Source organism: Flavobacterium anhuiense (assembly GCF_900101855.1).
Lineage (GTDB): Bacteria > Bacteroidota > Bacteroidia > Flavobacteriales > Flavobacteriaceae > Flavobacterium > Flavobacterium anhuiense.
Genome location: NZ_FMVC01000003.1, coordinates 627,564 through 651,456, shown reverse-complemented (window position 1 = coordinate 651,456; position 23,893 = coordinate 627,564). Strand labels below are relative to the sequence as shown.

Below are 23,893 nucleotides of genomic sequence, written 5' to 3'. Positions count from 1 at the left end.
GCTTTTTTTATTCTTCATAATTAAATCATAATTTGTAAAGTTGTTTAAAATTATTTTAAATTGTATTCTTATTTTTGTTGTATATACAAACTTCTTAATATGAAATTACTGATAGTTGAAGATGAGCCAAATCTATTATCGATATTACGAAAAGGTTTTGCAGAAAATAATAATGAAGTAAGCGTGGCTATGGATGGTAAAACGGCCATAGAAATGATTCATAATTATACCTTCGATGTGGTAATTTTAGACGTAATGCTTCCTGATATCAACGGGATTGAAATCTGCAGAAGACTTCGTGCCGCAAAAAACTTCGTGCCTATTTTACTCTTAACCGCTTTAGGAACTTCAGAAAACATTGTAACCGGACTTAATTCTGGCGCAGATGATTATTTGGTTAAGCCTTTTAAATTTGGAGAACTAGATGCTAGGGTAAATGCTTTATACAGAAGATCTCAGCAGGAAACAGAAAAAATAGACACCATCACAATTGGTGATTTAGAAATAAATGGCCGTGCAAAAACGGTTAAAAGAGATGGAGAGAATATTGTATTGACTGCTAAAGAATTTAAGCTTTTGTATTATTTGGCTAAAAATACGGGGCGTATTGTTTCGCGTGACCAAATTCTGGATAATGTTTGGGATATTAATTTTGATATGAATACCAACGTGGTTGATGTATATATTACGTATTTAAGAAGAAAGATAGATAAACCTTTTTCAACGAAACTGATTCATACCATGAAAGGTTTGGGATATGTAATAAAACCATAATATGGACATTAGGAAAAAAATCACTTTCAATTACGTTGCTCTTTCTACCTTTAGCACCTCGCTATTGTGTATCATCGTGTTTTTCTTATTCAGGGAAAATAATCGATATCACTTTTTAAAGCGTTTAGATGATAGAGCAAAAATTGTAGCTTCAATTCATTTTCAGAAAGATCCTGAGAAAATTAAATATTATAAAAATCTTCAAAAAAATGGTCTTGAAGAATTGATTGAAGAAGAGGAATACGTATTAAAAGTAAACAGCCACAATAGTTTTGATTATAATACAAATCTAAATCTTCCGAATACTTTTTATACCAATGTTTTAAGTACAGGAAAAGATTCTTACGAAATAGATAACAAGTATTATCTCGGACAGATTTTTCAAGAAAACAATCAAAAATATATTGTAATTGTTGGCGCGAGAGACCGTAAAGGAAAAGACACAACGGTTTATATAGTTAAAATTATGCTTTTTGGCGGAATCGGATTTGTGATTCTAGCTTTTCTTTTAGGACGATTTTTAGCAAAACGAGTTATCAATCCAGTAGCACGAATTACCAAAGAAGTAAAAAGAATCAGTGCTTCTAATCTGCACAATCGTCTTCCTGAAGTTAAAAACTCTGATGAAATATCAGATTTGACCAATACTTTTAATAATATGCTGGATCGATTGGAAACTTCATTTGAGATTCAGGCTAATTTTATCAATAATGCTTCTCATGAGTTAAAAACCCCAATCACCACTATCATTGCTGAAGCAGAAATTATGCTTCTCAAAGAAAGAGAAGTTAGCGAATATATTGGCTCATTAGAAAATATTTATAGTCAGGCTTCTAGATTAGGAAATCTAACAGAAAGTCTCCTTAAGCTTACTCAAACGGGTTATGACGGACAGAAACAAGTATCGGACATTGCTCGCATGGACGAACTATTATTGGATGTAAAATCTGATCTCGACAAGATTTATCCTGACAACCGTGTAAGCATTAAACTTAATTTTGCTCCAGAAGATTCTAATTTACTGCTTTTGCCGTGCAATAAACCGCTTTTAGAATTGGCAATCAACAATATTATTACCAATGGAGTAAAATATTCTGATAACAATGAAGTGTTTGTGAACCTTACGGCCAATAAAGAAATGATCAAAATCACGATCAATGATATCGGGATCGGAATTCCGCCAGAAGATATTCCGCATTTATACGAGCCTTTCTTTAGAGGTAAAATTGCAGCCAAATATATTGGTTATGGTTTAGGACTTCCTTTGGCGTCTAAAATTATTAGAATGCACGATGGCGAACTTCAAGTTCAATCTGAGCAAAACAAAGGAACAATCGTTACAATCATCTTCAAAAAAGGCAACATTAAAAAATCTAATGTTTAATTTTAGAAAATTCTAATTTTAGATTAATAAAGGTCTAATCTACTGAGAGTTATTTTGTAAGTATAAACTAAAAGAATATACTTATGAAAAATTTTCTTATACCTACAACTTTAAAAGATGACACCATTTCGGCTGTTAAATCTGCGGTAAATCAGTCTAAAAATACTGAGTCGGAAATTATTTTAGTATTAGTTTCAGAAGCCCCTGATACATTTTCGTCGTCAGGTTTTTTAAGAGAAATGAAGTCAGGACTTACTAGGAGTCAGGAAGAAGTTCTGGAAACTTGCCGTTATATTATTGAACACACTTCAAATATTAAATTAAAAGTCCACAATCAATACGGACTTTCAGCACCAATTTTCAAACGTCTAATAGAAGTTTTTTCAGTAAAATTGGTCATTCTCACGCATTCTTATAAACAGGAAACCAAAAGAATTCATCAATATCTCGTGCAATTGGCAGGAAATCAAAAATGTCCTATTCTGCATCTGAGTACAGAAGTTAATAAAGAGGTTTTCCATAAAGCATTGTACGTAGAAAATTCTAGCAAAAATATCCACGTAAAAGATGTACAGGAATTTTTGAGCGCTAATTTCTCTTTCGAAATTGTAAGCCAGACCGCTAGTTTTGAAGATAACTACGAAAATGTAGCCCCATTTTTATCAGAAGCCATTTCAAAACACAACATCGATATGCTGGTAGAAACCCGAAAAGGCGAAAAAATCAAATTTAAAAAAGCGAAAAAAGAAAATGTCAACGAAAAACTAGGGCTCCCGGTTCTTTCATTGTACGAAGAGATGGTTTGAGACTAAGGTCCTCAGATTCTGAGGTTCGAAGGTACTAAGTTTTTTAATTTTTAACCTTAGAATCTCAGAACCTTAGCCTCTTAGCCCCTTAAAAATATTAATTTAAATCCGAAAATATGTTATTAAAGAAAAGAATACCAATGAAGTACGTTCTCGGGAAAATTAAAGTAGAAATTGCATTAGTATTGGCTTATACGATACTGTTTGAAATTTTCCATCACTATTTTATCAATCTTCCTGTAGATATCCCGATTGCCATTCCGACCATGATCGGAACGATTATTTCTCTATTATTGGCCTTTAAATCAAATCAGGCTTATGATAGATGGTGGGAAGCGAGAATTGTTTGGGGAGCTGTAGTAAACGATTCCAGAACCTTAATTCGTCAGGTTTTGACGTTTTATGAAGACCCTGATTTTTCTGTTGAAGCTAGTGAATTCAAAGAAAATTTTGCTAAAAGACAAATTGCGTGGTGTTACAGTTTAGGGCAGTCGCTTCGAAATAGAGATGCCATAAAACCGCTTGAAGGATTAATGAGTGAAGAAGAAATCAAATACATCAAGAATCATCAAAATATTCCAAATGCTATTTTAATGCTACATGCAAGAGATCTGAGAAATGCGAAAAACGAAAAGAGAATCAATATGTATCAGCAGGTTGAAATCGATAGCACTTTGTCGAGATTATGTGATGAAATGGGGAAATGTGAACGAATTAAAAACACCATTTTTCCAACAACATACAGTATGTACATCAGATTGACTTTGTGTTTGTTCATTTTTGTATTGCCTTTCGGATTAACAAGCGTATTGAGCTGGTTTGCCATTCCGCTGATTACTGCAATCGGTGCCGCTTTCTTTTTGATCGAAAGAATGGCGATTCATTTGCAAGATCCGTTCGAAAACAGACCAACAGATACGCCAGTTACTGCAATTGCAAATACAATTGAAAAAAATATCAAACAAATGCTGAACGAATATCAAAGCGAATTTGATATCCTAAAAGAATTTGATTTAAATGATGAACCTAAGAAAGTCGAAAAAGACGCTTATTTTGTCTTATAACTATTTAATTTTGGTCTTCTTTTAATTGTTGGCTGGACAGTGTGTAGTTGCGCTGTCCAGTTTTTTTTTGTCATTGCGAGGAACGAAGCAATCACGCTAACAAATAATAGTTTGTCATTCCGAGGAACGAGGAATCTCCACAAGAAACTCCGAAAGGTGAAGAAGGAAGAAATTACCAAATGTTTTAAACATAGCCAGCGATTTCAACCGCTCGAACGCAAAGAATGGCAAAACCTACTATGTGTTCCCGTGGTTGAAACCGCGTGCTATGTTAATTTAGAAGGTATTTAGTCTTTTTAAAACACATAGTTTTGTCATTTCGACGGTGGAGAAATCTCACTAGAAACTCCGTAAAGATAATCGCCAATCTTTGTCGAGCTTCTTGCGAAGATTTCTCCACCGTCGAAATGACAATATTGTGTTTGTTTTTGGAGTCTAAAGCTGCTTCGCTAATCTTCCCAACGTCTGAATAGCAGTTCTCACTTCATTAGACCAAGGCAATCCAAAACTCAATCGCATACAATTTGAAAACTGATCTTGAAATGAAAAGATCCTTCCCGGAGCAATGCTAATATTATGTTTTAACACTAAATGATAAAAAGCCGCAGTATCGATTTTTTTATCCAGCTCGAGCCATAAGAAGAATCCGCCTTGTGGTTGACTTACTTTTGTTCCTGCTGGAAAAGACTCTAAAACAGTATTAATGTAGTTAGTACAGTTTCGATTCAGAATCTGACGAATTTTTCTAAGATGATTTTCGTAGCGGCCATTTTTTAGAAAATCGCCAACCACTTCGTGTGTAATAGTTGAATTGGAGATCGTATGGTACAATTTGGTTCTCAGAACTTCTTTTTTAAACTTCCCCGGAGAAACCCAGCCCACACGATAGCCTGGTGCCAGACTTTTAGAAACCGAACTGCAACACAAGACAATACCGCTTTCATCATAAGTTTTGCAATTCGTAGGACGGCTTGAACCGAAATATAAATCACCATGAATATCGTCTTCAATTAGTGGAACATTATAAAATTCCATTAAACGGACAATTTCTTTTTTATGTTCATTTGGCATCATACTTCCTGATGGATTACTGAAATTGCTCATTAAAACACAGGCTTTTACTTTATTGGAAGCAAGTGTCTTTTTTACCGCTTCGAGTTCAATCCCAGTTGTCATATTAGTTGGAAGTTCCATTACATATAAGCCTAAAGATCGCGCAAGCTGAAGAATACCAAAGTAAACCGGACTTTCAGTAATAATCGTATCTCCTGGTTTAGTCAGTGCCAGCAAACAATTTGAAATTGCCGAAATGCAGCCTGGAGTCGTTATAATATCATCTTCAGTAAGAGAACCGCCCCAAGTAAAAGACCAGCGTGCAATTTCTTTTCTTAGATTACTGTTTCCTTCAATTTCCTCATAACTCGTTCCGCTGTTCGGCAATTGGCGCATGGCTTGAACCATTCCTTTATTCAGTTTCGCAATCGGAAGCAATTCATTGGACGGGAAACCAAGCGAAAGCATCGTAATATCTTTTTTACGCATATCGCCATAAACCAAATCCACTAAATCTTCGCGTTCAATATTTTCAAGAGTTAAAAGAGGTTTACTTGCCGATGGTTCTGGAATTGTTCTGGCCGAAATGTTACTTACATAATAGCCTGATTGCGGTCTTGATTCTATCAAAGAGCGGCTCTCCACTTCATAATATGCTTTGCTGACAGTGCTCATACTATAGCCCGTTTCAGCACAAACCTCTCGTATAGAAGGCAGTTTGTCGCCTACATTTAGAAGTCCAGATTTGATCTGTTTTTCGATGAGGTCAGCAAATTGAAGATATAAGTAATTGGAATTTTTCATTATAAAAATAAAAACTGTTATGCTGCAATTTACAAAAACTGTATCTGTATTGCTGTTTTATTTTTTAGAAATTTGCTTCATCAAAAAGAAAACATTTCAAAAACAACTTTAGTGAAAACAACAAAATATTATATCGCGGCTATTTCTGCCTTTACGACATGGGGACTTTTCAGTTTGGTTTTAAGACCAATTCATGAGTATCCATCATTAGATATTTTATTTTTTCGCGTTTTTAGCTGTAGTATTTTGATGCTTTTGATTGCTTTGTTATTCAAAAGAAAACAGATAAAAGAGACCATCGAAATCTTTAAAGCGTTGCCAAAATCAGAAAAAAGAAAATCGATTCTGCTTAATATTGGCGGAAGTGCCTTTTTGATGGGAAATTGGTTTACGTATATTTATGTAATGAATCATGTCAGCGTAAAAGCAACTTCTCTGGCATATTTAGTTTGTCCTATTCTGACGACCATACTCGCTTATTTTATATTGCACGAAAAACTGTCCAAAACGCAGTGGATTTCTGTAGGATTAAGTATTTCAGGCTGTGTTTTATTGTCTTACGCTGCCATTATGGATATGGTTTTTAGCATCATTATCGGACTAACTTATGCCTCATATTTAGTAAGTCAGCGCGCTAATAAAGGTTTTGATAAGTTTATTGTACTGACTTTTCATATTACTTTGGCTGCATTAGTATTATTACCGTTTTATCCGGTTTTTGGGGGACCGGTTCCAACGGAATTTAAGTTTTATCTCTGCATTGAAACCATTGCAATTGTATTTACTATAATTCCTTTATTTCTCAATTTGTATGCACTCTCAGGAATCAACTCTTCGACAGTTGGAATGTTATTAAACATTAATCCGATGATTGCATTTGGTTTGGCGGCCTTTTTTTTCAAAGAAAATATTACGCCTTTGCAGATTACAGCATACGGTATCATTTTTACCGCAGTGTTAGTTTTTAATTCGCATCATATTTTTGCCATAAAGCAAAAAATGACCACAATATCCAAGGGTTCTTAATTCTTAGTTTTCATATTTTTTATTGGTTTAAAATCGAAAATTGTCAGAATCTTAACAGGATGTTTAAACAGGAATGAGTATATTTCATTCCTGTTTTTTTATGCGCTAAAGCGTAAAAAAAACAATAAAAACCGAACCTTTTTGTAATGAGAAATAACAGACTTTTAAATTTAGTTCATGAAATGATCGACATAGATAATGCTGATGAGGAAATGATGGAAATTTTTTTTGAGTCTGTGAATTGTGAAAAAGGACATTTATTAGAAGTTGAAAACAAACCAGTTAAATATCTGTATTTTATTAATTCTGGTTTTATTAGAATTTTTTACAACGAAGACGGAAATCAGGTTACCACTCACATCAATTGTCCGTCTGGCTTTATTACCTCTTTTAATAGCTTTGTAAACGGAACAGTTTCGACAGATAATATAGAATGCATTACTCCTTGCGACGTGCTTAGGATTACCAAAAACGATCTTGATATTTTATGCCAGAAAAGCCCAAAATGGGCTGATTTTGCTAGAATCACTTATGAGCAGTCTGTAATCTATAACGAACAGCGTACAAAAGATATTATTAATCTCTCTGCCGAAGAGCGATATCTGAAAATGCTCAAATATAATCCTGATATTATTCAGAATGTTCCGCTACAATACATAGCTTCTTTTATTGGAATAAAACCTGAAAGTTTAAGCCGAATCAGAAAAAAACTCATTTCCTAACATAGGTCAAGTAAGTTGGTTTAGTTATTAATGAATTTTGCCCCATCATTAATAATAAAAGAAATGAAAACAATAAAAAACAAAACGGCACTCATTACGGGTGCATCATCTGGAATCGGAGAAGCTTTTGCGTATGAATTGGCAAAACAAGGTGCAAATCTGATTTTAACAGCAAGATCAAAAGATAAATTAGATTTATTAGCCAAAAAAATCGCTGCGGCTTATCATGTAAAAGTAAACGTTTTTGAGGGTGATCTTCTTAAAAAAGAAACACCACAGCAATTGTATGACAATATCAAACAAGCAGGATTGTCTATTGATTTATTGGTTAATAATGCTGGTTTTGGCAAGTGGACTAATTTTCTTGACCAGACAATGGAAGAGTATGAAGATATGGTAGAAATCAATATCAATGCTCTCGTTAAATTATCCTATTTGGTGTTGCCAGATATGATAAAGAAAAAAGATTGCGGAATTATAAATGTTGCTTCAACAGGAGCTTTACAGCCTTGTCCGTATGTTGCCGCATATTGTGCAAGCAAATCTTTTGTGCTTAATTTTTCAGAAGCATTATATGGAGAATATAATCATAAGGGCGTTACCATTACCGCACTTTGTCCAGGCAATACCACAACAGGTTTTCAGGCCGTGGCAAAAGCCAATACCAACGGAATGGCAGCCGATACTCCAGAAACAGTTGCAAAACAAGGTATCCAAGCATTGCTTAAAAACAAAAGCTTTAAAATTGTTGGAAGAATGAACTATGCACAATCATTTTTGCCAAGATTTCTCACTAGAAAAACTATGATAAAAGTGGTAACCGGCATGATGAACAGCAAGGTGAATGGCTGATTTTTTTAACTTTGTTCAGATTTATTAAGAGAACCTTAACTTACTTTAAGCCATAAATTTCTTTAATTTAACAAAAGTTAATTTTAAGATTCGTTATGCAAAATACCAAACTTCAAGCCTTTACTCCATTATTTTATTTAGTCTGGTCAGATGATTTACTGACGCAGAAAGAATTTGCAACCTTAAAAGAGTTTATAAATTCCTTAAATGTTTTGTCTCCAGACGAAAAAGAATATTTGCTTTCTAAAGTAGATATTTCAAATCCGCCTTCACGAAATGAACTCACACAATGGAAATTGGATATTGAAAAAAGTATTCAGGATACCTCTTCGATCAAGTCTATTTTTGATATTGCAAAAGCACTTTCAGGAAGTAATCTAGATTTAACTCCTATAGAATCTGATTTTAAAAAATTAGAAAATGATTTAGGAATTTTGGGAGAAGAAGCATTGCAAAATTTCAAGACAAAAGCAGGTTCTTTTACAGCCAATTCTCAAACTAATGCCAGTTTTGATATTCAGAAAATCACTCAAATTTTGGATGGAAAAGAAGCAGCAATAATCGAAAGAGTAAAATCGGTTATTTCAAGACCTGAATTTGCTTACGAAACTTCTACCGATATTAATGTTTTCAGACAGACTGTCTATAAATGGTGCAAGATTCTAGCCGATGAAAATCTCGGAAATATGGCATATCCAAAACAATATGGAGGAGGAGAAAACATAGCCGATTATTTTGCGATTATGGAAACGCTGAGTTATCATGATTTGAGTCTGGTAATTAAATTTGGAGTTCAGTTTGGGCTTTGGGGAATGAGCGTTCAATCTTTAGGAACCGAAAAACATTATGCTAAATATTTAAAAGATATTGGTTCGCTGAAACTTCCTGGATGTTTTGCCATGACAGAAACACATCATGGTTCGAACGTAAAAGGTCTGGAAACCACAGCGACATACAATCATAGCGATCAGACTTTTACTATTCATACCCCAAACAAAAACGCACAAAAAGAATATATTGGAAACGCAGCTGTTCACGGACAAATGGCAACAGTTTTTGCTAAACTTATTATTGATGATCATGATTATGGCGTAAATGCATTTGTGGTTCCGTTACGTGATTCTGATGGAAATGTATTAAATGGCGTGACAATTGGCGATTGCGGCCATAAAATGGGATTAAATGGTGTAGACAACGGAACGATTAGTTTCGATAATGTGGTGATTCCGAAAGAAAATATGCTGGATCGTTTTGCTTCTGTGAATGATAAAGGAGAATTCGAAAGCCCGATTCCGAGTGATAACCGTAGATTTTTTACAATGTTAGGCACTTTGGTAGGAGGGAGAATTGGGATTCCGCGTTCGGCTTTAGCAGTAGCAAAATCTGGATTGACAATTGCCATTCGCTACAGCGATCAAAGAAGACAATTCGGGCCAGAAGGTGGATCTGAGGTTCCAATTTTAAATTATAGAATGCATCAGCGTAGATTATTGCCACATTTAGCGAAAACGTACGCAATTCATTTTGCGCTGCAATATTTAACGAATAGATTTTTAAATAGAACCGAAGCCGAAATGCAAGAAATTGAAGCTTTGGCGGCGGGAATGAAATCTTTTTCTACTTGGAGCACTAGAGATATTTTGCAGGAATGCAGAGAAGCCTGCGGAGGAAAAGGCTATTTGTCTGAAAACCGAATCGACGCGCTTAAAAACGACACTGAAATCTACACTACTTTTGAAGGCGATAATACGGTTTTGATGCAGTTAGTGGCTAAAAATCGTTTGGCAGAATTCCGAAAGGCGTTTGGAGAAATGGGATCGTTGGGAATTATTAATTATGTCTACGAAAATGCAAAAACAGCTATTGCAGAGAAAAACCCAATTGCAACTCGAAGAACAGAAGACGAACATTTATTGGATGCAGAGTTTCATCTTCAGGCATTTGTGCACAGAGAAAAAACAATTTTGGCTTCGGCAGCGAGACGTATCAAGAAATTAATTGATGGCGGATTAGAACCTTATGACGCCTTTAATGTGGTGCAACATCAAATGATTGACGTAGCGCAGGCGTATCTGGAAAGAATAGTTTTAGAACAATTTCAGATTGCAATAAAAGCGGTTGAGGATGAACCATCAAAAGCAATTTTGACAAAACTGAATCAGTTGTACGCGCTTTCAACAATAGAAAAAAATAAAGCTTGGTATCTAGAAGACGGTTATATGGAAGCGGTTAAAACGAAAGCAGTTCGTAAAATGGTGAATCAGCTTTGTTGGGATATTCGTCCAGATGCTGTGGCTTTGGTAAATGCTTTTGATATTCCTGAAAGCTGTTTAGCGGCGCCAATTGCGGTCTAATTTTTTTACCATATAAGTGATATAAGAATTGAAGCAACTTTGTAAAAGTTTAAAACTTTGACAAAGTTTTTTTTATGAAGTTGCATTCAATGATATAAGTATATTTATATCTTAAATATATTTACACCATCGTTTTATTGAAATAATTAGACTTTTCGAATTCCATTACATTAATTGAAATTACGGGAACTTCTGGAAGCAGAGCATTCAATTTTGTGACAATTACTTTTGATAGGTTACCCTTTTGCTCATTATTTCTTCCTTCCATAATATAGCTGAAGACATGAATAAAATCATCTAAGGTATTTCCGTTGTTATAATAAGTAAAGGGATTAATGCGTACTTTGATTTCAGAAGCGATAAAGAGATTCGTCGATAAAGCAGCATCAAAAACCTCTTGCATTATCTCATCTGCAGCTCTTCTGCGTAATACATTTTCTGAGCAGTCAATTATAAAGTGTGGCATAATTTTTAAGTTTTAGATAAGGTTTGCTGTAACAAAATTATAAAAAAGGATACTTGTAATATTATTGAATTTACACTTTATTATATTTGTACATCTTATTAATTTTTTTGTTAGTTTGAAAAATCTATTTCTGTCCCTTTTTATAGTTCTTATCAGCTTTCCTCTTTTTGCATCAGAGAGCACAGATGCTATTTTAAAAGAATTAAACGAGGCAATCAAAAATAAACAGCATTACGTTAAGATTAAAGAAGAGCGAATTCTGAATTTCAAGAAAATTAAATCAGATAATCTTACTAAAGAGCAGGAATACAATTACAATAAAACACTGTATTTAGAATATCAGAAACTAAATTCTGATTCGGCTATTCAGTACGTAAAAAAGAATCTCAAAATCGCAGAAGAACTTCAGGATAAAGAGCTCTACGATTTAGCCCAACTACAACTCGTAACGCTTTATTCTTCTTCTGGAAAATACCGTGAATCTGAAGCCATTCTGAAAAATATCAACAAAAAGAACTTGGCTCTTTCATTGGTTCCTAATTATTACATTTCATATCGCGAATTTTTTGAGCATTATGCGGCTAATAGTTATAGCCCCGAATATAGAAAACAGATTGGCAAATATCGAGATTCATTATTAAGTGTTCTCAACCCGAATACCTTAGAATATCAAATAAATAGAATTCAGCAAGATATTTTTATTCATAAAAAATACAATGATCCCAAAAAGCAGTTACTGGTTTTATTGAATAAAACAAAAGAGGAAAACCCGCAATACGCGATGATTACTTATCTGTTGGGTAAAATAGGAGAAGCTACACATGATCTAGAAGCCAGAAAAAAATACTACGCGCTCTCTGCGACTTCGGATATTAAAAATGCCAATAAAGACAATGCATCATTGCAAGAATTAGCTTTGGTTTTTTACGAAATCGGTGATGTAGATATGGCGTATAAACTGACCCAATCGGCTATTGAAGATGCACTTTATTGCAATGTTCAGTTTAGAACTTTGCTGATGTCAGAAGTATATTCGATTATCAATACGGTATATTTAGAACGAGAAGCACAGCGAAAAAGCGAATTGCAAATTTATCTGCTTTGCATTAGTCTGCTTTCTTTATTTTTGATCGTTGCAGTTATATATGTGTATATACAGATGAAAAAGGTTTCGAGAATTAAAACCGAACTTTTCGAAACCAGCCAGAAATTAGCTGAATTAAACAAAGATATTACCGAAACCAACAGCCAGCTTCAGGAAAGTAACTTGCAATTGTCTGAGTCTAATTTGGTTAAAGAAGAATATATTGCGCATTTCTTTAATCTTTGTTCAACTTACATCAATAAGCTCGAAAATTACCGCATTATTCTAAACAAGAAAGCTACAGCAAAACAATTTGATGAAATTTATAAAATTTTAAAATCAACTACTTTGGTTGATAATGAGTTAGAAGAATTGTATAAAAACTTCGATATTATCTTTTTAAACTTATATCCTACATTTGTCAAAGATTTTAATGCTTTATTAATTCCAGAAGAACAGATTGTTCTCAAGCAAAATGAATTGCTAAATACAGAACTTCGAATTTTTGCTTTAATCAGACTCGGAATTACGGACAGTGTTAAAATAGCGGCATTTTTACGTTATTCTTTAAGCACAATTTACAACTATCGTACAAGAGCTCGAAATAAGGCTGCAGTTTCGCGAAATGATTTCGAAGAAATGGTCATGAAAATCGGTTCAATGGCTTTGAAAGCGTAAATATTTATTTTAAAACTACTACTTTTTTTAGTGCTTTTTAATTTTTAAATATTTGAAAATCAATATTTTAATTTTTTTATCTACTACTTTTTTTAGTCTAAAAATGTAACTTGTACGATAACGTTTTAGTTTTACAATATGATATAAAAGTTTTTCTCAAGAAGACTTTTCCCACTTAATGAACTAATGCTTTAATAATTACTGTTATGTTAAAAAACGTTAAAACAATTGTTGTTTTACTTTTACTAAGTTCTGCTGGAATGAATGCTCAGAACAAAGTGCCAGTTTATCTAGACGATAAAAAACCGATTGAAGAGCGTGTAGAAGATGCGCTTAAACGAATGACGACCGAAGAGAAAATCGCCATGATTCATGCGCAGTCAAAATTTAGTTCTCCAGGTGTAAAACGTCTTGGAATTCCTGAAAACTGGATGACCGATGGGCCACACGGAATTCGTACAGAGGTAAAATGGGACGAATGGGATCAAGCAGGATGGACAAACGATTCTTGTATTGCTTTTCCAGCGCTTACAGCACTTTCGTCAACTTGGAACAAAGAATTGGCTTCTTTATATGGTAAATCTATTGGAGAAGAAGCACGTTACCGTAACAAAAACGTATTATTAGGACCTGGTGTAAACATTTATAGAAGCCCATTAAACGGACGTAACTTCGAATACATGGGAGAAGATCCGTTTTTAGCTGCCAAAATGGTTGTTCCTTATATTAAGGGAGTTCAGTCAAACGGCGTTGCTGCCTGTGTAAAACATTTTGCTTTAAACAATCAGGAAACAAACCGTAATTCTGTGAACGTAATTGTTGACGATCGTGCCTTATACGAAATTTACCTTCCTGCTTTCAAAGCGGCTGTTCAAGAAGGAAATGTTTGGTCAATTATGGGATCTTACAACAAATATAAAGGACAGCAATGCTGCCACAACGAATATTTATTAAATGATATTCTTCGCGGAGAATGGGGCTTCAAAGGAGTTGTAGTTTCAGACTGGGGAGGAGTTAATGATACGAAGCAAGCAATCCACAATGGTTTGGATATGGAATTTGGTTCATGGACAAACGGTCTTTCTTGGGGAACAAGCAATGCTTATGACAACTATTATTTGGCAAAACCATACGCTGAAATGATCAAAAAAGGTGAGGTGGGAACTAAAGAATTAGACGAAAAAGTACGTCGCATTCTACGTCTATCTTTCTTGACAACAATGGACAGAAACCGTCCTTTCGGATCTTTTGGAACTGAAGAACATGCTTTGGCAGGACGCAAAATTGCTGAAGAAGGAATCGTTTTATTACAAAACAACAACAATATTCTGCCAATCAACCTTTCTAAAACTAAAAAGATAGCTGTAATTGGAGAAAATGCCATTAAAATGATGACAGTTGGAGGAGGAAGTTCTTCACTTAAAGCAAGATACGAAATCACTCCGCTTGAAGGTTTAAAGAAAAGAATCGGAAACCAAGCTGAAATCGTTTATGCAAGAGGTTATGTTGGAGACCCTACAAGCAACTACAACGGCGTTGTGGCTAAAGTAAGTTTAGAAGAGAAACGTCCTCAAGCTGAATTGACTGCAGAAGCTTTAAAAGTAGCTAAAGATGCTGATATTGTTCTTTTTATTGGAGGATTAAACAAAAGTCCAAATCAGGATGATGAAGGACACGACCGTAAAGAATTGAATTTATCTTATGGTCAGGATAAATTAATCAGCGAATTAGCGAAAGTAAATAAAAACATTGTTTTTGTAAATATTTCTGGAAATGCAGTGGCAATGCCTTGGATTAAAGAAGTTCCGGGAGTTGTGCAAGGATGGTTTTTAGGAACAGAGGCAGGAAATGCTTTGGCAAATGTATTGGTTGGAGATGTAAATCCATCAGGAAAATTATCTTTCACATTCCCAGTAAAATTATCTGATAATGGAGCTCATGCTTTAGGAGAATTTCCAGGTGGTGATGACGTAAAATACAACGAAGGCATTTATGTTGGATACCGTTGGACAGACAAAAACAAAATCAAACCTTTATTTCCTTTTGGACACGGTTTAAGCTATACGACTTTTGCTTATGGAAAAGTTACAGCAGACAAAAAGCAAGTGAATGCTGGAGATAAAATCACATTCTCAGTAAACGTAAAGAATACAGGAAGCAGAGAAGGTTCTGAAGTGGTACAATTATATATTTCAGATTTAAAATCTTCATTGCCACGTCCGATAAAAGAATTAAAAGGATTTGAAAAAGTAGCTCTTAAAGCTGGTGAAGAAAAAACAGTAACATTTACAATTGATAAATCGGCTTTAAGTTTCTTTGACGATAAAAAACATGACTGGGTTGCTGAACCTGGTGATTTTGAAGCGATTATTGGGGCTTCTTCGACAGATATTAAATCTAAAGTGAATTTTTCACTTAAATAAGTTTTTTTATTTCTAAAAATTGGTTGGTTTGTAAAGCTGCAAGTGTAAAAATTTGCAGCTTTGCTTTTGGTTAAAAATTCACCATTAAGACATTAAGAAACATAAAGAGAAGCTTTATTTTCTTAATATTTAAGCATTAAGAGTAGATTCATTAAGTCAAACTTAATTTTCTTAATATCTTAATGGTAAAAAAAGAAACAACATGAAAAAAATTACGATTGCAATATTGACTTTATTTTTTGCGAAAAATATTTCAGCACAAAGCCTGAATAAAATGCAATGGTTTAATGAACCTGAAAAATGGGAAATTAAAAACAATGCTTTAATTATGAATGTTACTGCAAACAGCGATTACTGGAGAATTTCGCATTATGGTTTTACGGTAGATGATGCGCCTTTTTATTACGCAACTTATGGAGGCGAGTTTGAAGCGAAAGTAAAATTGACGGGAAATTATATTGCTCGTTTTGATCAGATGGGATTAATGATTCGTATTGACGAAAAGAATTATATTAAAACAGGAGTAGAATTTGTAGACGGAAAATTTAATGTCAGCACTGTTGTAACGCATGACAAAAGCGATTGGAGTGTGACAACTTTAGAAAAAGCTCCGCCGTTTATCTGGATTAAAGCTGTGAGAAGATTAGATGCTGTTGAGGTATTTTATTCGTTTGATGATAAAAATTACATCCTAACCAGAAATGCGCCTTTGCAAGACAATACGCCAGTTATGGTGGGTCTAATGGCTGCTTCGCCAGACGGAAAAGGTTTTGAAGCAAAATTCGAAAATTTCTCTGTAAAGCATCTTCCAGACCAAAGAAGATTAGAGTGGCTTAAAAATCATCAGTAGATTAAATTTCAATTTTTAAATTCCAAACTAAAATATGGGGTTTTGAGAATGTAGAAAATCTAAAATCTGCAATCTAAAATCTTCAAATTAAAAACCTAACTTAACCTTAAACCAAACATAAATGAGTTCAATTTCAGTTGATATTAAACCCAAAAAACACTACGAAATACTTGATGGTTTGCGTGGTGTTGCTGCTATTTTAGTAGTTGCTTTTCATATTTTTGAAGCTTTTGCTGGTGGCAATCGATTTGTTCAAATAATCAATCACGGATATCTGGCCGTTGATTTCTTTTTCCTTTTATCTGGATTTGTTGTGGCTTATGCCTACGATGACCGCTGGGGTAAAATGGGCCAATGGGAGTTTTACAAACGCCGTTTAATCCGTTTACAGCCAATGGTAATTCTTGGAATGATCATTGGGGCAATATTTTACTATTTTCAAGCTTCAGACATACTGTTTCCGATGATTAAAGGAATGGAATTCTGGAAAGTTATTTTAACCATGGTAATAGGATTCACCTTATTGCCAATTCCGCCTTCAATGGAAATTAGAGGTTGGGGAGAAATGCATCCTTTAAACGGTCCGGCATGGTCACTTTTTTTCGAATATATTGCAAACGTCTTGTACGCCGTTATCTTCCGTAAATTTTCGAATAAAGTAATGTCAGTTTTTGTATTGATATTTGCCGGACTGTTAATTAATTATACAGTATTTGGCCCTAAAGGAGATGTAATTGGAGGATGGTCTCTGAATTTAGAGCAAATGAATGTTGGCTTTACCCGTCTATTATTCCCGTTTTTTGCTGGAGTTTTATTATGCCGTTTAGGGAAATTAATCCATGTAAAAAATGCTTTTTGGGTTTGCAGTATTTTAATCACGATTGTTCTGGCATTACCAAGATTAGGAGACGAAAATAGCCTTTGGATAAATGGTTTATACGAATCGATCTGTATCATTTTTGTTTTTCCGGTTATTGTAGCAATCGGGGCAGGGGGAGAAATTAAAAATGAATTTTCATTGAAAATCTGCAAACTTTTAGGAGATATTTCATATCCAATTTACATCACACATTACCCATTGATTTATTGGTTTACAGCTTGGGTTGTAGACAACAAAGTGACCATGGAAAATGGCTATTTAGAAGGAATAGGAGTATTGATAGTAAGTATCATACTAGCATTTGTATGCTTAAAATTATACGATGAACCAGTAAGAAACTGGCTTGTGAAAAAATTTCAAAAAAGGTCTAAATAAGGTACAAAGTAACAAAGTGACAAAGGCGCAAAGTTTTTATACTTTGTCCCTTTGTAGCTCTGCAAGCCTGAACCTAAAAAAAAATGAATTTCTAAATTTTGTTAGTTATAGATATTCAAAAAGGGATGAAGTCTGACTTCATCCCTTTCTATTTTGTGTTTTTTTATTTAACAAGATAAAGAATAAGCAGTTTAGCAGAAAACCTTTGCCACTTTGTTTCTTTGTCCCTTTGAACCTTAAAAAAAAAAATTATTCTAAAACCAATTGTCCTAAAGCTTCTTTACTGAAACCTTTTAACTCATCAGTTTTTCCAGCTTTGATTTTAGCAACCCAATTTGGATCAGAAAGAAGCGGTCTTCCAACGGCAACCAAATCAAAATCGCCTCTGTCGAAACGTCTGTTTAATTCTTCTAAAGAAGTTGGTTGCGAACTTTCTCCAGCAAAAGCACCGAAGAAATCACCAGAAAGCCCAACAGAACCAACAGTAATAGTTGGCGCTCCAGTAACTTTTTTAGCCCATCCTGCAAAGTTCAAATCAGAATCTTCAAATTCTGGTTCCCAGAAACGGCGTTGTGAAGCGTGAATAATATCAACTCCGGCATCAACAAGAGGAGTAAGCCAAGCTTCTAATTCTTGCGGATTTTTTGCCAATTTATAGTTGTAGTCAGAAGGTTTGAATTGAGAAAAACGCATAATTACTGCAAAATCATCACCAACTTGTCTTCTCACTTCTTTAATTACTTCAATTGCAAATCGGTTACGTTCTGGCAACGTTTTTCCGCCATAAATATCATCACGCAAGTTAGTTTCAGCTCTAAAGAACTGATCAATTAAGTAACCGTGTGCACCGTGAATTTCAACAGTGTCAAATCCTAATCTTTTGGCATCAGCAGCAGCTTTTCCAAAAGCAAGAATAGTATCTTCAATATCTTTTTCAGTCATGGCAACGCCGTTTCTAAAATCAGGTCGGTTTAATCCAGACGGCCCTTCAAAAGGAACAGGAGGAACCCATCCAGAATGATGGTTGTCCATAATTCCCATATGCCAGATTTGCGGTCCCATTTTTCCGCCCCCAGCATGAACTCCATCAATCACTTTTTTCCATCCATTTAAAGCTAAATCGCCATAAAAGTGAGGAACATTAGCATCATTAGAAGATGATTTTCTGTCAATAACAGTTCCTTCAGACAAAATTAATCCAACTTCGCCTTCAGCTCTTTTTTGGTAGTAAGCTGCGACTTCATCGGTTGGAACTCCGTTAGGAGAAAAAGAGCGCGTCATTGGCGCCATTACAATTCGGTTTTTCAGATTTAACGATTTTAAGTTAAACTCCGAGAATAGGTTGTTTGTACTCATAGTAATTTTACAAATTAGATTGAATTAATTTACTAAGTGCTTCAAAGGCACCTTCGTTACGTTTATAATAAGTCCATTGTCCAACACGTTTGGCTTCGACAAAACCAGCGCGCTGTAAAATAGACAGGTATTCAGATACGGTTGATTGTGTCAAACCAGCTTTGGCTTGAATCTGCCCAACGCAGACTCCATGCTCAAATCCGGCATGTTCTAGCTGACCAGGAAAGTTAATTTCCGGTTCTTTTAACCATTCCAGCATTTGCAGTCTGGATTTATTGGATAATGCTTTAAAAATTTCTATCGTTTCCATGGCGCAAATATATCGACTTTTCCCGATATATGGATTTGAAGAAAAATATTTAGTATAATTTTATGATTGGCAATACAGAAAACTAGATGTTTTGTGAAAGAAAATTTATATTTGCCTATAGAACAATCTCGTAAAAGACGCGAAGTCGCAAAGTTTTTTAATCTATTGCCTCCAGCTTTAGATGCAGGTTAAAAAAGGGTAAGAGAGAAGGCTTTAGCCGAATCCATACTTAATTATATAACTTAGCGCCTCTGCGACTTTGCGAGATATAAATTTCAGCCCCATAATCTAAATTATAAACTTAAACATGAAAAAAACTGTACTCATTCTAGCATTCTTATGCTGTGTAATTACTAATTCTAAAGCTCAAGTAGTAGGCGTAGATGTTGGAGATATTGCTCCAGAAATTGATCTTCCGGATACAAAAGGAGAGAAAGTTGCGCTTTCTTCTTTGCGTGGCTCATTAGTTTTAGTTGATTTCTGGGCTTCTTGGTGTGGACCTTGCATTAAAGAACAGCCATTGCTAATCAAATTGCATAATGCTTATCCAGACAAATTATCGATTTATGGAGTTTCTATGGATACTAAAAAACCTTTATGGACAGGAGCAATCGCAAAAGCAAAACTGCCTTGGACGAATGTTAGTGATTTAAAATATTGGCAGTCTCCTGTTGTCGGAGATTATATGCTGCAATCTGTTCCTTTGAACTTTTTAATCGATAAAAACGGAATCATTTTAGCAAAAAATATTCACGGTCAAGCTTTAGAAGCTAAAATTAAAGAACTTTTAGAAGTACAATAAATTTTCCTTAACCGCAAAGTATTTCATCTAAAAGATTTTCTCTCGCAGATTTGGCAGATTGAGCAGATTTAATTTTTTATAAATAGCAGAAAAAATCTCCATAATCTGCCAAATCTGCGAGAGAAATAAAATTTTGCGAGTGCAGTTAAAAACAAAAAAGCCCAATATCGATTGGACTTTTAATTTTTAATTCTAAATTTTTAATTTTCCTCTAAGACTCTTTAATAACTTTCTTTACACCTCCAAAACTCGTTTTCAGCATTTCTCTAATCTGAAATTGCGTTTTGTTTTGCGAAGCGCTTTTCCAATCTTTCAAATCAAAAATATGAATCTGATCTGCGTAAGGATTAGTTAAGAATGAAATTCGTGAAATGGTATATTTATAATATTTCAGTTCGTGAGAGACATGTCGATTTGGAACTACAATTAGTATGTTTTCCCAGTTCAAAAAGTCTTTCGGAACATCTTTTCTTTCCAATAATCCTAAAGATTCAAAAAAAGCGACAATCTTCTGATCATTAAGTTTGCTAATCTTCTGATCAAGGTTTTTAAAAGTTGTCTGGAGTCTATTTTCGTTAATAATAGTACTCATAGTGGTAATTGCTTTTTATGATTTAAATATAAAATTACATCAAAAGAAAATCATTTTTGAATCTGAAGCCATTAGATTCATTCTAAATTTTGAAAGCCCATTCTAGAAGCATTTGTTATGAATGACTTATCATATTTTGACAAAATACTATTAATGTTTCTTCTCTAAAAGCTTTATTTTTATCACTATCTGATTTTACTAACAACCAAACCTATGAAAACCAATTTCCTTTTAAGAACAATTCTTTGTTTTTTAATTCTATTTTCAATTCCTGTTTTTGCACAGAAAGAATCAGCAAGAGAAGTCATTTTAATTGATAAAGATTGGCGGTTTTCATTTGGACATTCATACGATACAAAGAAAGATTTTGGCCATGCAGAAGGCTATTTTTCCTATTTAACTAAAACTGGATTTGGCGATGGGCCAGCTGCTTCTGGATTTGATGATCGAGCTTGGAGAAAATTAGATCTTCCGCACGATTGGGCAGTCGAACAGCCTTTTAGCGAAAGCGCAAGTTTCAGCCACGGATTTAAAGCAGCAGGGAAAAATTTCCCAGAGAAAAGCATTGGCTGGTACAGAAAGAAAATAACGATTTCAAATGATGATTTAGGAAAAATCATTTCTTTAAAATTTGATGGCGTTTTTAGAAATTCAAAAGTCTTTTTTAACGGATTTTATTTAGGAACACAAGAAAGCGGTTATAATGGTTTTGAGTATGATGTAACGGCTTACGTTAATTATGGAGGCGAAAATACCATCGTAGTTCGTGTCGATGCTTCGATGGAAGAAGGCTGGTTTTATGAAGGCGCAGGGATTTACAGGCATGTTTATCTTCAGAAAACAAATCCGCTTCATGTGGCGCTGAATGGAACGTACGTAACTTCCGAAATCGTGAATGATAATGCTTCAATTACTGCAGAAGTAAAATTGGAAAATAAAGGTCATTTTAAAGGAAATGTTGAGATAAACCAAACTATTTTGGATGCTTTGGGAAAACAAGTTGCAGTAAATACTGAAAATGTTTTAGCTCCTGAATTTTACAAAACAAATACTTACACAGCAAAATTAAACGTCAAAAATCCGCTTTTGTGGGATATTGATAATCCAAATTTGTATCAATTGGTCACAGAAATTAAAAGTGAAGGAAAAGTAATTGATCACTACAAAACTTCTTTCGGAATCAGAACCATAAAATTCGATCCAGAAAATGGTTTTTTCCTTAACGGAAAACAGATCAAACTTAAAGGAACAAACAATCATCAAGATCATGCGGGAATTGGAACAGCCCTTCCAGATGAAATTCAGTACTACAGAATCGCAAAACTGAAAGAAATGGGCTCGAATGCGTATCGTTGTTCGCACCATCCGCCAACGCCAGAATTATTGGACGCTTGCGACAAATTGGGAATGCTGGTTATTGATGAAACCCGCTTAATGGGAATCAACGAGTATCATTTGAATGATTTGCAACGAATGATGGAACGTGATCGTAATCATCCGAGTATTTTCTGCTGGTCAGTAGGAAATGAAGAATGGCAGATTGAAGGCGGAATTACGGGTGAAAGAATTACCAATATAATGCAGGATTTCAGCAAAAGCATTGATCCGACAAGACCTGTAACGGTAGGAATCAGTAGCGGATTTAAGAGCGGAATATCAAATGTAGTGGAAATCATGGGCTATAATTATCTTGGAAATGGAGATATCGATGCGCATAGAAATCAGTTTAAGCATCAGCCAGGAATGGGTACAGAAGAAGGTTCGACCTTTGCCACGCGAGGCATTTATTTTACCGATGATGCCAAACATTACCAAAGCGCTTATGATAAAAAACCTCGTCCCACTTTTTATAGTATCGAAGAAGGGTGGAAATTTTATGCTGAAAGACCTTATTTAGCTGGAATGTTTATTTGGACAGGTTTTGATTATCGAGGCGAACCAACGCCTTATGGCTGGCCTTCTGTGACTTCTTATTTCGGAATGATGGACGTTTGCGGTTTCCCTAAAGACAATGTGTTCTATTTAAAATCATGGTGGGGAAAAGAACCTGTTCTACATCTATTACCGCATTGGAATTGGACTGGAATGGAAGGTGTAGCAATTGATGTCTGGGCGTATTCGAATTGCGATGAAGTAGAGCTATTCCTGAATAAAAAAAGTTTAGGAAAAAAGAAGATGGAGCAAAACAGCCATTTGGAATGGAAAGCAAATTACGCTGCAGGAACTTTGGAAGCTGTGGGTTATAAAAACGGAAAAAAAGTGCTTTCAGATATTCAAAAAACAACTGGAAAACCAGAAAACATCAAATTGTCATTAGATAAAGAAAATGTTTTAAAGGGAAATGTTTCGGTTGTAACGGTTGAAACTACTGATAAAAATGGCTTGCACGTTCCGACCGCAAACGACGAAATTACGTTATCTATAAAAGGCGGAAAAATTTTAGGAGTGGGCAACGGAGATCCAACTTCATTAGAAAGTGATCAGTTTATTGATGACATTGCATTAGTTGCCATAAATAATTTTAAAGAGCAAAAGGTAGAAAGTGCTTCTTTGCCTCAACAATTGCCTAATTATCCTGAAAATGAATGGAGTGATGCTTTTAAAGATCGTGATTATAAAAAACAAGCGCCATCATATATTTATAAAGGTGAATTTGATTTGAAAAGTAATTCGGCTTCTAATCTCGTTAGCTTATTTTATAAAAAAATAGGAGCAGAGGCAGTGATTTTCGTTAACGGAACTAAAGTGGAACCAAGCAAAGAAGATTCTCAAAAATATATTTTGAATGCATCTATTCTAAAAGAAGGCAAAAACACGATTTACATTGCAGCAACGCCATTGCAAAAAATAAAAGATTGGGATGTAATGAATACAGATCCAGGAATCATTCAGGTTATTACGCCTGCAGAACCTTGGAAAAGAAAGCTTTTTAATGGTTATGCGCAAATTATCATTCAAAAAGATGAAAATGCTAAAGAAGTGGTTTTATATGCTTCCGCAAAAGGATTACGAACTACCAGTTTAAAAAATTAAATTTAACCGCAAAGTTCGCTAAGGTTTACGCAAAGCACGCTAAGTATTTAATCTCGCAATCCCGATAGCTATCGGGAGCAGAGACGCAAAGTTTTTTTAATACCAATAAATGAATTGCGTCCAGCTTTAGCTGGATGTGAAAAAAAGGTACTTTTAAAGGCTTTAGCCAAACGGTTCTAAGTTTGGCTAAAGCCTCTTTTGACTT

The 23,893-nt window shown here is 34.6% G+C and carries 19 protein-coding genes; 14 read left to right on the top strand and 5 right to left on the bottom strand.

The genetic code is table 11. The features are described from left to right. The first annotated feature begins 99 nt into the window (after positions 1-99). The 4 genes from BLP44_RS10720 (at position 100) to BLP44_RS10705 (ending at position 4,028) form a co-directional block, all read left to right on the top strand. On the top strand, positions 100-774 hold the full coding sequence (locus tag BLP44_RS10720) for a response regulator transcription factor (RefSeq protein WP_066034979.1): 675 nt from the start codon (positions 100-102) through the stop codon (positions 772-774). Between the two features lies 1 nt (position 775). Further along, entirely contained in the window at positions 776-2,158 is a 1,383-nt protein-coding gene (locus BLP44_RS10715; RefSeq protein ID WP_008463158.1) for a HAMP domain-containing sensor histidine kinase, read from the top strand. Positions 2,159-2,241: 83 nt separating this feature from the next. After that, complete coding sequence (locus BLP44_RS10710) at positions 2,242-2,964, top strand: hypothetical protein (RefSeq protein WP_066034978.1); 723 nt, start codon at positions 2,242-2,244, stop codon at positions 2,962-2,964. A gap of 116 nt (positions 2,965-3,080) precedes the next feature. Further along, positions 3,081-4,028 carry a bestrophin family protein gene (locus BLP44_RS10705; protein ID WP_091132682.1) on the top strand — a complete coding sequence of 316 codons (948 nt, stop codon included), beginning with the start codon at positions 3,081-3,083 and terminating at the stop codon, positions 4,026-4,028. Between the two features lie 435 nt (positions 4,029-4,463). On the opposite strand, the gene BLP44_RS10700 is transcribed toward BLP44_RS10705, so the two are convergent. Next, on the bottom strand, positions 4,464-5,885 hold the full coding sequence (locus BLP44_RS10700) for an aminotransferase-like domain-containing protein (RefSeq protein ID WP_091132679.1): 1,422 nt from the start codon (positions 5,883-5,885) through the stop codon (positions 4,464-4,466). Positions 5,886-5,996: 111 nt separating this feature from the next. On the opposite strand from BLP44_RS10700, the gene BLP44_RS10695 reads away from it, so the two are divergent. The 4 genes from BLP44_RS10695 to BLP44_RS10680 all read left to right on the top strand — a co-directional run bounded on the left by BLP44_RS10695 (position 5,997) and on the right by BLP44_RS10680 (position 10,839). Beyond that, positions 5,997-6,911, top strand: a complete 915-nt coding sequence (locus BLP44_RS10695) for an EamA family transporter (RefSeq protein WP_091132929.1) — start codon at positions 5,997-5,999, stop codon at positions 6,909-6,911. Positions 6,912-7,057: 146 nt separating this feature from the next. Beyond that, complete coding sequence (locus tag BLP44_RS10690; RefSeq protein WP_091132676.1) at positions 7,058-7,633, top strand: Crp/Fnr family transcriptional regulator; 576 nt, start codon at positions 7,058-7,060, stop codon at positions 7,631-7,633. 63 nt (positions 7,634-7,696) lie between these two features. Continuing rightward, on the top strand, positions 7,697-8,485 hold the full coding sequence (locus tag BLP44_RS10685; protein ID WP_211516880.1) for an SDR family NAD(P)-dependent oxidoreductase: 789 nt from the start codon (positions 7,697-7,699) through the stop codon (positions 8,483-8,485). A 95-nt stretch (positions 8,486-8,580) separates the two neighbouring features. After that, on the top strand, positions 8,581-10,839 hold the full coding sequence (locus BLP44_RS10680) for an acyl-CoA dehydrogenase family protein (RefSeq protein WP_091132672.1): 2,259 nt from the start codon (positions 8,581-8,583) through the stop codon (positions 10,837-10,839). Positions 10,840-10,960: 121 nt separating this feature from the next. On the opposite strand, the gene BLP44_RS10675 is transcribed toward BLP44_RS10680, so the two are convergent. Then, positions 10,961-11,305, bottom strand: a complete 345-nt coding sequence (locus BLP44_RS10675) for a 5-carboxymethyl-2-hydroxymuconate Delta-isomerase (protein WP_091132668.1) — start codon at positions 11,303-11,305, stop codon at positions 10,961-10,963. Positions 11,306-11,420: 115 nt separating this feature from the next. Here BLP44_RS10675 and BLP44_RS10670 point away from each other — a divergent pair, with 115 nt between their 5' ends. The 4 genes from BLP44_RS10670 to BLP44_RS10655 all read left to right on the top strand — a co-directional run bounded on the left by BLP44_RS10670 (position 11,421) and on the right by BLP44_RS10655 (position 17,595). Then, a complete protein-coding gene (locus BLP44_RS10670; RefSeq protein WP_244511744.1) occupies positions 11,421-13,067 on the top strand; it encodes a DUF6377 domain-containing protein in 1,647 nt (548 codons plus the stop codon). 206 nt (positions 13,068-13,273) lie between these two features. Beyond that, on the top strand, positions 13,274-15,490 hold the full coding sequence (locus tag BLP44_RS10665; RefSeq protein ID WP_066034974.1) for a glycoside hydrolase family 3 C-terminal domain-containing protein: 2,217 nt from the start codon (positions 13,274-13,276) through the stop codon (positions 15,488-15,490). Positions 15,491-15,692: 202 nt separating this feature from the next. Further along, on the top strand, positions 15,693-16,340 hold the full coding sequence (locus tag BLP44_RS10660) for a DUF1349 domain-containing protein (RefSeq protein ID WP_066034973.1): 648 nt from the start codon (positions 15,693-15,695) through the stop codon (positions 16,338-16,340). Between the two features lie 121 nt (positions 16,341-16,461). Next, on the top strand, positions 16,462-17,595 hold the full coding sequence (locus tag BLP44_RS10655) for an acyltransferase family protein (RefSeq protein WP_091132662.1): 1,134 nt from the start codon (positions 16,462-16,464) through the stop codon (positions 17,593-17,595). 249 nt (positions 17,596-17,844) lie between these two features. On the opposite strand, the gene BLP44_RS10650 is transcribed toward BLP44_RS10655, so the two are convergent. Further along, the gene (locus BLP44_RS10650; RefSeq protein ID WP_008463171.1) at positions 17,845-18,951 is read right to left on the bottom strand and encodes an NADH:flavin oxidoreductase; all 1,107 of its coding nucleotides are present in this window, start codon (positions 18,949-18,951) and stop codon (positions 17,845-17,847) included. A 7-nt stretch (positions 18,952-18,958) separates the two neighbouring features. Then, positions 18,959-19,261 carry an ArsR/SmtB family transcription factor gene (locus BLP44_RS10645; protein WP_008463172.1) on the bottom strand — a complete coding sequence of 101 codons (303 nt, stop codon included), beginning with the start codon at positions 19,259-19,261 and terminating at the stop codon, positions 18,959-18,961. 307 nt (positions 19,262-19,568) lie between these two features. Between BLP44_RS10645 and BLP44_RS10640 the strand changes: the two genes are divergently transcribed. After that, the gene (locus BLP44_RS10640; protein ID WP_008463174.1) at positions 19,569-20,063 is read left to right on the top strand and encodes a TlpA family protein disulfide reductase; all 495 of its coding nucleotides are present in this window, start codon (positions 19,569-19,571) and stop codon (positions 20,061-20,063) included. Positions 20,064-20,274: 211 nt separating this feature from the next. Here the strand turns inward: BLP44_RS10640 and BLP44_RS10635 are convergent, their stop codons facing one another. Then, positions 20,275-20,655, bottom strand: a complete 381-nt coding sequence (locus tag BLP44_RS10635) for a hypothetical protein (RefSeq protein WP_008463176.1) — start codon at positions 20,653-20,655, stop codon at positions 20,275-20,277. Positions 20,656-20,868: 213 nt separating this feature from the next. On the opposite strand from BLP44_RS10635, the gene galA reads away from it, so the two are divergent. Further along, positions 20,869-23,688: a beta-galactosidase GalA gene (gene galA, locus BLP44_RS10630; RefSeq protein WP_091132658.1), complete on the top strand. Its 2,820-nt coding sequence runs from the start codon at positions 20,869-20,871 to the stop codon at positions 23,686-23,688. Positions 23,689-23,893: the final 205 nt, after the last annotated feature.

Bases quoted from the DNA above. Each gene is read 5' to 3' on its own strand.
- BLP44_RS10650 (WP_008463171.1), bottom strand. From the start codon at position 18,951: ATGAGTACAAACAACCTATTCTCGGAGTTTAACTTAAAATCGTTAAAT.
- galA (WP_091132658.1), top strand. From the start codon at position 20,869: ATGAAAACCAATTTCCTTTTAAGAACAATTCTTTGTTTTTTAATTCTA.
- BLP44_RS10685 (WP_211516880.1), top strand. From the start codon at position 7,697: ATGAAAACAATAAAAAACAAAACGGCACTCATTACGGGTGCATCATCT.
- BLP44_RS10645 (WP_008463172.1), bottom strand. From the start codon at position 19,261: ATGGAAACGATAGAAATTTTTAAAGCATTATCCAATAAATCCAGACTG.
- BLP44_RS10705 (WP_091132682.1), top strand. From the start codon at position 3,081: ATGTTATTAAAGAAAAGAATACCAATGAAGTACGTTCTCGGGAAAATT.
- BLP44_RS10655 (WP_091132662.1), top strand. From the start codon at position 16,462: ATGAGTTCAATTTCAGTTGATATTAAACCCAAAAAACACTACGAAATA.
- BLP44_RS10710 (WP_066034978.1), top strand. From the start codon at position 2,242: ATGAAAAATTTTCTTATACCTACAACTTTAAAAGATGACACCATTTCG.
- BLP44_RS10675 (WP_091132668.1), bottom strand. From the start codon at position 11,305: ATGCCACACTTTATAATTGACTGCTCAGAAAATGTATTACGCAGAAGA.
- BLP44_RS10665 (WP_066034974.1), top strand. From the start codon at position 13,274: ATGTTAAAAAACGTTAAAACAATTGTTGTTTTACTTTTACTAAGTTCT.
- BLP44_RS10720 (WP_066034979.1), top strand. From the start codon at position 100: ATGAAATTACTGATAGTTGAAGATGAGCCAAATCTATTATCGATATTA.
- BLP44_RS10690 (WP_091132676.1), top strand. From the start codon at position 7,058: ATGAGAAATAACAGACTTTTAAATTTAGTTCATGAAATGATCGACATA.
- BLP44_RS10640 (WP_008463174.1), top strand. From the start codon at position 19,569: ATGAAAAAAACTGTACTCATTCTAGCATTCTTATGCTGTGTAATTACT.
- BLP44_RS10635 (WP_008463176.1), bottom strand. From the start codon at position 20,655: ATGAGTACTATTATTAACGAAAATAGACTCCAGACAACTTTTAAAAAC.
- BLP44_RS10680 (WP_091132672.1), top strand. From the start codon at position 8,581: ATGCAAAATACCAAACTTCAAGCCTTTACTCCATTATTTTATTTAGTC.
- BLP44_RS10700 (WP_091132679.1), bottom strand. From the start codon at position 5,885: ATGAAAAATTCCAATTACTTATATCTTCAATTTGCTGACCTCATCGAA.
- BLP44_RS10660 (WP_066034973.1), top strand. From the start codon at position 15,693: ATGAAAAAAATTACGATTGCAATATTGACTTTATTTTTTGCGAAAAAT.
- BLP44_RS10715 (WP_008463158.1), top strand. From the start codon at position 776: ATGGACATTAGGAAAAAAATCACTTTCAATTACGTTGCTCTTTCTACC.